Genomic DNA, 11,906 nt, shown 5'->3' on the forward strand with positions numbered 1-11,906 from the left:
CGCACGTGCCTCAGGGCAACGGCCGGGGCGGTCGCGGCCCGTTGTACTGGCCCGAGGGGCGCAGCCGCAGGGGGCGCTCGGTGTATTCCTCCAGCGCATGGGCGATCCAGCCCGCCGTCCGGGAGACGGCGAACACCGTTTCCCCCGCTTCGGCCGGCATATCCGCGGAGACCGACAGAACGGCCAGAGCGAGATCCACGTTGGCGTGCAGCGGCATGTGCCGGGCGGTGGTCGCCTCGACTTCGCGGGCCGCCTCCAGAGCCCGCGCCGCCTGAGGGATCGATTCCAGCCGTGCGAAGAGTGCCTGGGCCCTGGGGTCGGCGCCCGGGTAGAGGCGGTGCCCGAGCCCCGGTACGCGCCGTCCGGCGCGCAGGTGGTCCGCCACCACGGCCGCCGCGCTGCCGCGCTCCAGCACGTCGGCGAGCATGCGGTGGGCCAGCCCGCTCGCCGCGCCGTGCAGCGGGCCGTCCATCGCGCCGAGCCCGGCCGAGACCACCGCGTACGGGTGGGCCCGCGCCGAGGCGGCCACCCGGGCCGCGAGGGTGGAGGCGGCGAGGTCGTGGTCGATGAGCAGCACCATCGCGCTCTCCAGGGCGCGCAGTGACGCTTCGTCGGGAGTGCGCGCCGTCAGCCGGGTCCACAGCCGCCAGGCGAGCCGGCCCTCGCCCCGGTGCTGCTGCCCGGCGGGCGGCAGTGCGTCGACGAGCGTGGGGATCAGGCAGCGAGCGGTGCCCAGCACGGCATCGGGGGAGAGGTCGAAGCGCAGCGGGTCGGCGACGGCAGCCGCGATCGCGGCGACCCGCAGCCGGTCCGTCGGCCCGCTGTGCGCGGGCAGCGCCGCCACCGCGGCGCGGGCCGCCGTGAGCGTCTCCTCGGGGGCGGTGAAGCGGACGCCGCGCCTCAGCTCGCCGGTCCACAGCCAGTCCGCCACCTCTTCGTAGCCGTACCGCTCGGCGAGCTCGGTGGCGTCGACGCCCCGGTAGTAGTACCGGTTCTCGGCGATGAGGGTGACTCCGGTACGGATGGCCGTCTCGGCGCCGAACGAGGGCTCGCGCCGGCCGCGCCGGGCCAGGGCCTCGACCTCCTTCGCGTCGAAGGTGCTGCCGCGCCCGCCCTGGCCGCGCCGGCTGCTGAGCTGGCCGCGGCTCACGTAGGCATAGACGGTCTCCGGCTTCACGCCCAGGCGCTCGGCGACCTCCCGCGTGGTCAGCCGGTCCGCGTCCGGCGCACCCGCCTCCGCGTCGCCCGTCCGGCCGCCGTCATCCGTCCCCTGCTCCACCATGCGTCACACCGTATCCGTGGCCCGATTCCTGCGTACACGCTGGCCGTGCACACCGCCCGTACACATTGATTCAATCAATATTGACATCGACTGAGTCAAGCATGGACAGTCGCATCACTGTCTGATCGATCAGAGGGAGATGCACCCATGCCGGTCACCGAAGTTCCGCGCGGGCTCGCAGGCGTCGTCGTCACGGACACCGCACTGGGGGACGTCCGCGGCACCGAGGGCTTCTACCACTACCGCCAGTACTCCGCCGTCGAGCTCGCCCAGAGCCGCACCTTCGAAGACGTCTGGCACCTGATGTCCCGCGGCTTCCTCCCGGACGCCGCCCAGCGCGCCGCCTTCGCCGCCGAGACCGCGGCCCTGCGCCACCTCCCCGCGGAGGTGCGCGACGCACTGCCGGGCATCGCCCGCGCCTGTGCCGTGTCCGGACCGCTGGCCGGGCTGCGCACCGCGCTCTCCCTGCTGGGAGCCTCCGCGGGCCTGCGCCCGCTGTACGACGTCGACGCCGCCCGGCGCACCGCCGACGCGCTCGCCACCTGCGCGGCCGTCCCCACCCTGCTCACCGCCCTGCACCGGCTGGGCCAAGGGCTCGAGCCCGTCGCACCGCGCGACGACCTGCCGTATGCCGCCAACTACCTGTACATGCTCACGGGTGCGGAACCGGACGCCCGCCGAGCCCGTGCGATCGAGCGCTATCTGGTCTCCACCATCGACCACGGCTTCAACGCCTCCACCTTCACCTCCCGCGTCATCGCCTCCACCGGCGCCGATCTCGCCGCCTGCCTCTGCGGTGCCATCGGCGCGCTCTCCGGGCCGCTGCATGGTGGTGCCCCCAGCCGCGCGCTGGACACCCTCGACGCCATCGGAACGCCGGACCGCATCGGCCCCTGGGTCCGCGAACGGGTCCTGGCCGGCGACCGGATCATGGGCTTCGGCCACCCCGTCTACCGCACCGAGGACCCGCGGTCGCGGATGCTGCGGGAGATCGCCCAGGAATTCGGCGGACCGCTCGTGGAGTTCGCGGTCGAGGTCGAGCGGCAGGTCGAGGCGATCCTGGCCGAGCTCAAGCCCGGCCGGGAGCTGCACACCAACGTGGAGTTCTACGCGGGCGTCGTCATGGAGCTGTGCGGACTGCCGCGGGAGATGTTCACCCCCACCTTCTGCTCGGCCCGCGTCGTCGGCTGGAGCGCCAATATCCTGGAGCAGGCGGAAGACACCAAGATCATCCGCCCGGCGGCCCGCTACGTCGGCCCGCCCCCGCCGCAGGCCGTGCCCGCGGTGCTCGACTGACGCAGCCCCGACCGACGATGGAGGCGCCCGACGTGGCCAGGCGACAGATACCGGTGATCGTGCTCGCGGGGTTCCTGGGGTCGGGCAAGACCACCTTGCTCAACCACCTGCTGAGCACGAGCGGAGGCACCCGGATCGGCGCCGTCGTCAACGACTTCGGCAGCATCGAGATCGATGCCATGAGCGTCGCCGGGCAGGTGGACTCCATGGTGTCGCTGGGCAACGGCTGCCTGTGCTGCGCCGTGGACTCCAGCGAGCTGGACGGCTTCCTGGACCGGCTGGCCCGCCCGGCCGCCCGCATCGACGTCATCGTCGTCGAGGCCAGCGGGCTCGCCGAGCCCCAGGAGATCATCCGGATGATCCTCGCCAGCGAGAACAAGAACATCGTCTACGGCGGTCTGGTCGAGGTGGTCGACGCGGCGGAGTTCGACCGCACCCGCGCCCGGCACCCCGAACTCGACCGGCACATCGGCATCGCCGACCTCGTGGTCCTCAACAAGGCCGACCGGGTCCAGGACGCGGCCCGGGCGAGCCTGGAGGACAGGCTCACGGAGCTGGCCCCGGGCACCCCGGTGGTCCCGGCCTCGTACGGGCGGGTGGACCCGGAGCTGCTCTTCGACTGCAAGCCGCGCGAAGACCACGTGGAGGCGATCCGCCAGCTGTCCTTCGAAGACCTCTGCCACGAGGAGGACGGAGACGGGCACGCCGACCATCTGCACGCCGCCTACCAGAGCGTCGAGTTCGTCTCCGACGAGCCGATGCACCCGCGGCGGCTGATGGACTTCCTCGACGCCCGGCCGGCCGGCCTCTACCGCATCAAGGGCTTCGTCCACTTCGGCGTCGGCGGGCACCGCGACAAGTTCTCGCTCCATGCGGTGGGCGACTTCCTGCGGTTCTACCGCTCGCCCTGGGCGCGTTCGGAGCCGCGCGCCACACAGCTCGTCATGATCGGCAACGGCATCGACGCCCAGGCCCTGAGCGAGGGCCTCGACGCCTGCCGATGGGGGCACCTCCCGGCGGAAGCCGGGGAGGGGCCGCAGGACGCCGACTCCATGTGGGGCGTCCTGCGGTACGCCCAGTCCTGACAGGGCCCGCCCTCCGGCGGGCCCCAGGGCCGGGCTGCCTACACCGGTCCGGCCACCACGCTCACCGGCTTCGCCAGCGGCGTGCCCGAGCCGTCGCGGCGCGGGTCGATCTCCGGCAGTGCGGCAGGCGTGCCGTCCGCCGCCGCGGCGCGGGCCGGCGCAGCCCCCGCCCAGGCCAGCACCAGGCAGTCCTCGCCCTTGAGGAAGCGGTGGCAGCGCACGCCGCCGGTGGCCCGGCCCTTGCGCGGGTACTGGTCGAACGGCGTGAGCTTCGCCGTCCCTTGCGAGGCGGAGCCCGGCAGCCCGCCCGCGGCGCCCGCGACCGTGAACACCGCCGCGTCCTCCGCGGGGTCGACCGCCGTGAAGGAGATCACCTTCGCTCCGGAGGACAGCTTGATGCCCGCCATGCCGCCCGCCGGCCGGCCCTGCGGCCGTACCTGCGAGGCCTGGTAGCGCAGGAGCTGTGTGTCGTCGGTGATGAAGACCAGGTCCTCCTCGCCGGTGCGCAGCTCGACCGCGCCGACGATGCGGTCACCGTCCTTGAGGGTGATGACCTCCAGCTCGTCCTTGTTGGCCGGGTAGTCGGGCACCACGCGCTTGACGACGCCCTGCTCCGTGCCGATCGCAAGACCCGGCGACGATTCGTCGAGCGTGGTCAGGCAGACCACCCGCTCGCCCTCTTCCAGCGACAGGAACTCCGCGATGGGGGCCCCGCCCGCGAGGCTGGGCGCCGCGGCCGTCTCCGGCAGCTGCGGCAGGTCGATCACCCGCAGCCGCAGCAGCCGCCCGGCCGAGGTCACCGCGCCCACCTCGCCCAGCGCCGTGGCCGGCACCGCCGAGACGATCACATCGTGCTTGACGCGCTTGGCCTCGCCCGCCCCGGGCGGGAACGGCTCGCCCGTGGCCGTTCGGGCCAGCAGCCCCGTCGACGACAGCAGCACCCGGCACGGGTCGTCCGCGACCTTCAGCGGTACCGCCGACGCCGGGGCGCCCGCCGACTCCAGCAGCACCGTGCGCCGGTCGGTGCCGAACTTCTTCGCGACGTCGGCCAGTTCCGCCGAGACCAGCTTGCGCAGCTCCGCGTCGGAATCCAGGATCCGCGTCAGCTCCTCGATCTCCGCGGTGAGCTTGTCGCGCTCCGACTCCAGCTCGATGCGGTCGAACCTCGTCAGGCGGCGCAGCGGGGTGTCGAGGATGTACTGCGTCTGTACCTCGGACAGTCCGAAGCGCTGGATGAGTGAACTCTTCGCCTCCGAGGCGTTGTCACTCGATCGAATGATTCGGATGACCTCGTCGATGTCGACGAGCGCCACCAGCAGACCCTCGACCAGGTGCAGCCGGTCGCGCCGCTTGCCGCGCCGGAACTCGCTGCGCCGCCGCACCACCTCGAAGCGGTGATCGACATAGACCTCCAGCAGCTCCTTGAGGCCCAGCGTCAGCGGCTGGCCGTCCACCAGCGCGACGTTGTTGATGCCGAAGGACTCCTCCATCGGCGTCAGCTTGTAGAGCTGCTCCAGCACGGCCTCCGGGTTGAAGCCGTTCTTGATCTCGATAACCAGGCGCAGGCCGTGGTTGCGGTCGGTGAGGTCCTTGACGTCGGCGATGCCCTGGAGCTTCTTCGAGCCGACCAGGTCCTTGATCTTGGAGATCACCTTCTCCGGGCCGACGGTGAAGGGCAGTTCCGTCACCACCAGGCCCTTGCGGCGCGGGGAGACGCTCTCGACCGAGACGGTGGCACGGATCTTGAAAGTGCCGCGGCCCGTCTCATAGGCGTCCCGGATACCGCTCAGGCCGACGATCCGGCCGCCGGTGGGCAGGTCGGGACCGGGCACGAACTTCATCAGGGTGTCGAGGTCGGCGGCCGGGTGCCGGATGAGGTGGCGGGCGGCGGCGATGACCTCGCCCAGGTTGTGCGGCGGCATGTTCGTCGCCATGCCGACGGCGATTCCGGAGGAGCCGTTGACCAGCAGGTTGGGGTAGGCGGCGGGGAGGGCCACCGGCTCCTGCTCGCTGCCGTCGTAATTCGGCGTGAAGTCGACGGTGTCCTCGTCGATCGAGGCCGTCATCAGCGATGTGACCGACGCCATCCTGGCCTCGGTGTAACGCATGGCCGCGGGCGGGTCGTCATTGCCCAGCGAGCCGAAGTTGCCGTGGCCGTCCACCAGCGGCAGCCGCATCGAGAAGGGCTGCGCCATGCGCACCAGCGCGTCGTAGATCGAGGCGTCGCCGTGCGGGTGGAGCTTGCCCATCACCTCGCCGACGACGCGGGCGCACTTCACGTAGCCGCGGTCGGGGCGCAGCCCCATCTCGTTCATCTGGTGCAGGATGCGGCGCTGGACGGGCTTGAGGCCGTCGCGGGCGTCCGGCAGGGCGCGTGAATAGATGACCGAGTAGGCGTACTCGAGGAAGGAGCCCTGCATCTCGTCGACGACGTCGATGTCGAGGATGCGCTCCTCGAAGTTCTCCGGCGGCGGGGTCTTCGTGCTGCGGCGGGCCATCGCGGCTGCGGCTCCTTCGATCGATTGCCGTGGTCGGGGACGACCGGGAATGACGCGGTCCATTGTGGACCGCCCCACCGACAACGCCGACCGCGACCCGTCCGGGAGCGTGAGGCGGTCCGGGAACTTCGCCAGATGTCAGCGCGCTTGCATACAGTGACAGCACTGTTCATCACGCGCGTCGGCGCGGCGAGGCATCGCGAGAAAAACGAGCGATCGAAGGGACGTACATGCCCATGGGTCACACGGCCACGCAACAGGCCGGTTCCGGCGGCCTGACAGCGACCGAGCACCGCCTGGCCAACGGCCTGAGGGTGGTGCTCTCCGAGGACCATCTCACCCCAGTCGCGGCTGTCTGCCTCTGGTACGACGTCGGCTCGCGCCACGAGGTCAAGGGCCGCACCGGCCTCGCCCACCTCTTCGAGCACCTGATGTTCCAGGGCTCCGCCCAGGTCAAGGGCAACGGCCACTTCGAGCTGGTGCAGAACGCCGGCGGCTCGCTCAACGGCACCACCAGCTTCGAGCGCACCAACTACTTCGAGACCATGCCCACCCACCAGGTCGAGCTGGCCCTGTGGCTGGAAGCCGACCGCATGGGCTCGCTGCTCACCGCGCTCGACGACGAGTCGATGGAGAACCAGCGCGACGTCGTCAAGAACGAGCGCCGCCAGCGGTACGACAACGTGCCGTACGGCACCGCCTTCGAGAAGCTGACGGCCATGGCCTACCCCGACGGCCACCCGTACCACCACACGCCCATCGGTTCCATGGCCGACCTGGACGCCGCCTCCCTGGAGGACGCGCGCGCCTTCTTCCGCACCTACTACGCGCCGGGCAACGCGGTCCTGTCGGTCGTCGGCGACATCGACCCCGAGCAGACGCTCGCCTGGATCGAGAAGTACTTCGGCTCCATCCCGGCGCACGACGCCAAGCAGCCCCCGCGCGACGGCACCCTGCCGGACGTCATGGGCGAGGAGCTGCGCGAGGTCCTCCGCGAAGAGGTGCCCTCCCGCGCCCTGATGGCCGCCTACCGCCTGCCGCACGACGGCACCCGCGAGTCCGACGCCGCCGACCTGGCGCTGACCATCCTCGGCGGCGGCGAGTCCTCGCGCCTGCACAACCGCCTCGTCCGCCACGACCGCACCGCCGTGGCCGCGGGCTTCGGCCTGCTGCGGCTGGTGGGCGCCCCCTCGCTCGGCTGGCTGGACGTCAAGGCGTCCGGCGGCGCCGAGGTGCCCGACATCGAGACCGCCGTTGACGAGGAGCTGGCCCGCTTCGCCCTCGAAGGCCCCACGGCCGAGGAGATGGAGCGCGCCCAGGCCCAGCTGGAGCGCGAGTGGCTGGACCGGCTCGCCACCGTGAGCGGCCGGGCCGACGAATTCTGCCGTTTCGCCACGCTGTTCGGCGATCCGCAGCTCGCCCTCACCGCCGTCCAGCGCGTCCTGGACGTCACCCCGGAAGAGGTGCAGGCGGTCGCCAAGACCCGGCTGCACTCGCAGAACCGCGCCGTGCTGGTCTACGAGCCGACGCCCCAGTCCGACGCCGCCGCGGCCGAAGAGAACGAGGAAGAGGAGACGGCCCAGTGAGCGACGCCGCCGCGACCACCATGCACACCTCGGACACCGCCATGGAATTCCACCCCCAGCCCCATCCCGGCCGGCCCACCCCCTGGGCCTTCCCCGCCCCCCAGCGCGGCAATCTGGCGAACGGCCTGACCCTGCTCCGCTGCCACCGCCCCGGCCAGCAGGTCATCGCCGTCGAAATCAGCCTCGACGCGCCCCTGGACGCCGAGCCCGAGGGCCTGGACGGGGTGGCCACGATCATGGCCCGCGCCTTCTCCGAGGGCACCGACAAGCTCACCGCCGAGGAGTTCACCGCCGAGCTCGAGCGCTGCGGCGCCACCCTGGAGGCGCACGCCGACCACCCCGGCGTCCGCGTCTCGCTGGAGGTCCCCGCCTCCCGGCTGGCCAAGGCCCTCGGCCTGCTCGCCGACGCCCTGCGCGCCCCCGCCTTCCCGGAGAACGAGGTCGAGCGCCTCGTCCGCAACCGCCTGGACGAGATCCCGCACGAGCTGGCCAACCCCGCCCGCCGGGCGGCCATGGCGCTCGCGGCCGAGCTCTTCCCCGCCGACTCCCGGATGTCCCGCCCCCGCCAGGGCACCCTGGAGACCGTGGAGCGCATCGACGCCGCCTCGGTGCGGGCCTTCTACGACGCCCACATCCGCCCCGCCTCCGCGACCGCGGTGGTCGTCGGCGACTTCACCGGCGTCGACCTCGACCAGGCCCTCGACGCCACCCTCGGCGCCTGGACCGGCAACGCCGCCCCGCCCCGCACCATGCCGCCGATCACGGCGGACGACACCGGCCGCGTCGTGATCGTCGACCGCCCCGGCGCCGTCCAGACCCAGCTGCTACTGGGCCGCACCGGCTCCGACCGCCACGACCGCGTCTGGCCCGCCCAGGTGCTCGGCACCTACTGCCTCGGCGGCACCCTCACCTCCCGCCTGGACCGCGTCCTGCGCGAGGAGAAGGGCTACACCTACGGCGTCCGCGCCTTCGGTCAGGTGCTGCGCTCCGGCGCCGAGGGCACCGGCGCCTCCCTGCTCGCCATCAGCGGCTCGGTGGACACCGCCTCCACCGGCCCGGCGCTCGCGGACCTGTGGACCGTACTGCGCACCCTCGCGGCCGAGGGCCTCACCGAGGCCGAGCGCGAGGCGGCCGTGCAGAACCTGGTGGGCGTCGCCCCGCTGCGCTACGAGACGGCGGCCGCCGTCGCGGGCACCCTCGCCGACCAGGTCGAGCAGCACCTGCCGGACGACTTCCAGGCCCGGCTCTACGAACGCCTGGCCGAGACCGGCACGGTGGAGGCCACCGCGGCCGTCGTCAGCGCCTTCCCGGCCGACCGTCTGGTGACGGTGCTCGTCGGCGACGCGTCCGAAATCACCGAGCCCGTCAAGGCGCTGGGCATCGGCGAGGTGACGGTCATTACCTCCTGACGGAGGCTCACTCGGCATGACAAGGGAGGCGGGGGGGGGGGGGGGGGGGGGGCGGCGGGGGGGGGGGGGGGGGGGGGGGGGGGGGGGGGGGGGGGGGGGGGGGGGGGGGGGGGGGGGGGGGGGGGGGGGGGGGGGCCCCGCCCCCAAAACCCCCGCCCCCTTCTGGGGGGGGGCCTGGGGCGTGGCGCGTTACCGCCCCCCCCGGGGGGGCCGCCCCCCCCCCCCCCGGGGGGGGGGGGGGCCCCGGGGGCCCCCCCGCGCCTCCCTTATGTCCAATTTCGGGCAGTGGTTGCACGTTGGTCGTGTGGCGTACGTCATAAAAACCCACTTCTGTTTGCCGTTCGAATCTGACGGCGATTAGCGTCAGGGCGGCAGTCCGTCAGATCGGAGCCGCAACCGCGGTCCCGGACAGCCATCGCCGAGTCCCCGCGACACACGTCAATGGGGAGCCGGGGACCCACACGTCCCTGGGGTGAATCGGAGCCCTCTCGCGAGGGATCCGTAGGAGACCTTCCTGCTCCGAACCCGTCAGCTAACCCGGTAGGCGAGAAGGAAGGAAAGGATCAGCCTACTCATGGCGTTCACCCGTCCCACCGGGAAGCACCGTCGTCCGAGCCGCGCCGTTCGCGTCGGTGCCAATGTGGCGGGCATAGCCACGCTCACCGCGGCCGGTGCAGTCGCCGGTGTGGCGGGCCCGGCCTTCGCCTCCGACGGCGCCCCGCACACCGAGGACACCGGCCTCACCCAGGCCATCGTCATCGGTGACGACACGGCCGACCGCGTCGACGCCCAGGCCGAGACCCAGCGCAGCGCCGCCGACGAGGCCGCCGCCCGCCTCCAGGCCGAGACCGCCGCCAAGAAGCAGGCCGCCGACGCCAAGCGGCACGCCGACGAGGCCAAGCGCAAGGCGGACGCCGAGCGCGCCGCCAAGGAACGCGCCGCGCGCGACGAGGAGCGCAAGCGCCTCAACACCTTCGTGCTGCCCATCGAGGGCTCCTACGTCTCCACCGGCTACAAGGCCTCCAGCAGCCTGTGGTCCTCCGGCAGCCACACCGGCGTCGACTTCCACGCCGAGACGGGCACCTCCGTGCACGCGGTCGGCGCGGGCACCATCGTCGAGGCCGGCTGGGGCGGCGCCTACGGCAACAACGTCGTCATCCAGATGTCCGACGGCACCTTCACCCAGTACGGCCACCTGTCCTCCATCGACGTCTCCGTCGGACAGACCGTCACCCCCGGCCAGCAGATCGGCCTCTCCGGCGCCACTGGCAACGTCACCGGCCCGCACCTGCATTTCGAGGCCCGTACGACCGCCCAGTACGGCTCGGACATCGACCCGGTCGCCTACCTGCGCGCGCACGGCGTCGACCTGTAAGCGCCGGCGGGTAAGCGCTGCCGCCCCGCTCTTTCGCGAAAGGCCCCGGCTCCGGCCGGGGCCTTCGTGCTGTCCGTTGGCCAAAAAATAGCCATGGAACACCTGAGCCATCGGAAATCGCGGACGATTGCCATAGAGTCGCCCGACAAGGTATTGGACGTCCGCGAATCGCGGGGCAATTCGGAGGTTCAGCCATGCGGGCCCGTACGTGAACGGTGACGGCGAAGCGGTGCGCGAGGGCGGCCGCATTTCCACGCACGCCGTGTGCACGGCGATCCGCGACGACATCGTCGCCGGTGTCTTCCCGCCCGGCAGCCGGCTCATCGAGGAGCTGCTGGCCCGCCGCTACGGCGTCTCCCGGGTCCCGGTGCGCGAAGCGCTGCGCACCCTGGCCTCCGAGGGCTTCGTGACCACCCGCAGACATGCGGGCGCCTGCGTGGCCGAGCCCACCGAACAGGAGGCCGCGGACCTGCTCGACATCCGCGCCCTGCTGGAGCCGCTGGGCGCCGCGCGCGCCGCGCAGCGGCGCACGGAGGCGCATCTGAAGGTCCTGCGCGGCCTGGTCCGGCTCGGGCAGGAGCGGGCGCGCGCGGGCCGCATCGGCGAACTGCGCCCCCTGGGCGACTGGTTCGACGAGACGCTCGCCCAGGCCTCCGGCAGCCCCAGCCTCGCCTCACTGCTCACCCAGCTCCGGCGCAAGATCGCCTGGGTGTACGCGGCCGACCCCGCCGTGCGGCCCGTGGAAACGTGGCAGACGTGCGGCGCCCTGGTCGACGCGGTGGCCCGCGGGGACGTCGAGCGGGCCCGCTCGCTGGCCGCCGCCCGCGCCGAGCGTTCGCCCGGGGAATTCCGGCTGCGGCGCCCGGTCCGTGCGAACCGCGTGCGGGCTCCGAAACAATCCGTAAACACCGCCGCTGCCCGTTCTTAACAGCGGTCCGCTATTCCCGGGTGAATATCGCCGGGGAATAGCGCACGGGTCGCGCGGATGTCTGCCCGTGCTTGTCCACGACGAAGCCGCGGCGGCCTCAATCGGCGGCCGCGGCTTCACCGCAGGTGATTCCGGTGAATCAGACGGTCTCCGGGAGCTCCTCGAGCCCCTCGGCGACCAGCTTGGCAAGGCGGTCGAGCGCGACCTCGGCGCCGTCGGCCTCGGAGGCCAGGACGATCTCCTCGCCACCCTGGGCGCCCAGGCCCAGCACGGCCAGCATGGAGGCGGCGTTGACGGGGTTGCCGTCCGCCTTGGCGATCGTGACCGGCACGCCCGAAGCGGTCGCCGCACGGACGAAGACCGAGGCGGGCCGGGCGTGCAGGCCCTCGGCCCAGCCGACGTTTACGCGGCGCTCAACCATGGTGATGCCCTTCAAGTCGAGAGTAG

Annotated in this window: 9 protein-coding genes and 1 riboswitch; of the genes, 6 read left to right on the top strand and 3 right to left on the bottom strand. The window is 72.4% G+C overall.

The window, feature by feature from the left end:
- Positions 1 to 10 precede the first annotated feature (10 nt).
- Positions 11 to 1,282 (bottom strand): citrate synthase, encoded by a 1,272-nt coding sequence (locus FHS39_RS24080; protein ID WP_184351603.1) that lies wholly within the window; start codon positions 1,280 to 1,282, stop codon positions 11 to 13.
- 147 nt (positions 1,283 to 1,429) lie between these two features.
- On the opposite strand from FHS39_RS24080, the gene FHS39_RS24085 reads away from it, so the two are divergent.
- Together FHS39_RS24085 and FHS39_RS24090 are read left to right on the top strand one after the other, a co-directional pair.
- Positions 1,430 to 2,578, top strand: a complete 1,149-nt coding sequence (locus FHS39_RS24085; protein ID WP_184351604.1) for a citrate synthase/methylcitrate synthase — start codon at positions 1,430 to 1,432, stop codon at positions 2,576 to 2,578.
- Positions 2,579 to 2,610: 32 nt separating this feature from the next.
- The gene (locus FHS39_RS24090; RefSeq protein ID WP_184351605.1) at positions 2,611 to 3,663 is read left to right on the top strand and encodes a GTP-binding protein; all 1,053 of its coding nucleotides are present in this window, start codon (positions 2,611 to 2,613) and stop codon (positions 3,661 to 3,663) included.
- A 38-nt stretch (positions 3,664 to 3,701) separates the two neighbouring features.
- Here the strand turns inward: FHS39_RS24090 and FHS39_RS24095 are convergent, their stop codons facing one another.
- Positions 3,702 to 6,161, bottom strand: a complete 2,460-nt coding sequence (locus FHS39_RS24095; RefSeq protein ID WP_184351606.1) for a DNA gyrase/topoisomerase IV subunit A — start codon at positions 6,159 to 6,161, stop codon at positions 3,702 to 3,704.
- A 236-nt stretch (positions 6,162 to 6,397) separates the two neighbouring features.
- Here FHS39_RS24095 and FHS39_RS24100 point away from each other — a divergent pair, with 236 nt between their 5' ends.
- The 4 genes from FHS39_RS24100 (at position 6,398) to FHS39_RS24115 (ending at position 11,459) form a co-directional block, all read left to right on the top strand.
- The gene (locus FHS39_RS24100) at positions 6,398 to 7,747 is read left to right on the top strand and encodes a M16 family metallopeptidase (RefSeq protein WP_184351645.1); all 1,350 of its coding nucleotides are present in this window, start codon (positions 6,398 to 6,400) and stop codon (positions 7,745 to 7,747) included.
- Between the two features lie 20 nt (positions 7,748 to 7,767).
- Complete coding sequence (locus FHS39_RS24105) at positions 7,768 to 9,156, top strand: M16 family metallopeptidase (protein ID WP_246470462.1); 1,389 nt, start codon at positions 7,768 to 7,770, stop codon at positions 9,154 to 9,156.
- Between the two features lie 406 nt (positions 9,157 to 9,562).
- A riboswitch (cyclic di-AMP (ydaO/yuaA leader) is annotated at positions 9,563 to 9,718 on the top strand.
- A gap of 12 nt (positions 9,719 to 9,730) precedes the next feature.
- Positions 9,731 to 10,531, top strand: coding sequence for a M23 family metallopeptidase (locus tag FHS39_RS24110; protein ID WP_184351607.1), 801 nt, complete (start codon positions 9,731 to 9,733; stop codon positions 10,529 to 10,531).
- Positions 10,532 to 10,739: 208 nt separating this feature from the next.
- Positions 10,740 to 11,459 (top strand): GntR family transcriptional regulator, encoded by a 720-nt coding sequence (locus tag FHS39_RS24115; protein WP_343069720.1) that lies wholly within the window; start codon positions 10,740 to 10,742, stop codon positions 11,457 to 11,459.
- 139 nt (positions 11,460 to 11,598) lie between these two features.
- On the opposite strand, the gene FHS39_RS24120 is transcribed toward FHS39_RS24115, so the two are convergent.
- Positions 11,599 to 11,880 (bottom strand): HPr family phosphocarrier protein, encoded by a 282-nt coding sequence (locus FHS39_RS24120; protein ID WP_045932179.1) that lies wholly within the window; start codon positions 11,878 to 11,880, stop codon positions 11,599 to 11,601.
- Positions 11,881 to 11,906 lie beyond the last annotated feature (26 nt).

The organism is Streptomyces olivoverticillatus, from assembly GCF_014203555.1.
GTDB lineage: Bacteria > Actinomycetota > Actinomycetes > Streptomycetales > Streptomycetaceae > Streptomyces > Streptomyces olivoverticillatus.

What these genes read in the sequence shown, in the direction of transcription:
- FHS39_RS24085 (WP_184351604.1), top strand. Translation starts at nt 1,430, where the DNA reads ATGCCGGTCACCGAAGTTCCGCGCGGGCTCGCAGGCGTCGTCGTCACG.
- FHS39_RS24100 (WP_184351645.1), top strand. Translation starts at nt 6,398, where the DNA reads ATGGGTCACACGGCCACGCAACAGGCCGGTTCCGGCGGCCTGACAGCG.
- FHS39_RS24105 (WP_246470462.1), top strand. Translation starts at nt 7,768, where the DNA reads ATGCACACCTCGGACACCGCCATGGAATTCCACCCCCAGCCCCATCCC.
- FHS39_RS24120 (WP_045932179.1), bottom strand. Translation starts at nt 11,880, where the DNA reads ATGGTTGAGCGCCGCGTAAACGTCGGCTGGGCCGAGGGCCTGCACGCC.
- FHS39_RS24095 (WP_184351606.1), bottom strand. Translation starts at nt 6,161, where the DNA reads ATGGCCCGCCGCAGCACGAAGACCCCGCCGCCGGAGAACTTCGAGGAG.
- FHS39_RS24110 (WP_184351607.1), top strand. Translation starts at nt 9,731, where the DNA reads ATGGCGTTCACCCGTCCCACCGGGAAGCACCGTCGTCCGAGCCGCGCC.
- FHS39_RS24080 (WP_184351603.1), bottom strand. Translation starts at nt 1,282, where the DNA reads ATGGTGGAGCAGGGGACGGATGACGGCGGCCGGACGGGCGACGCGGAG.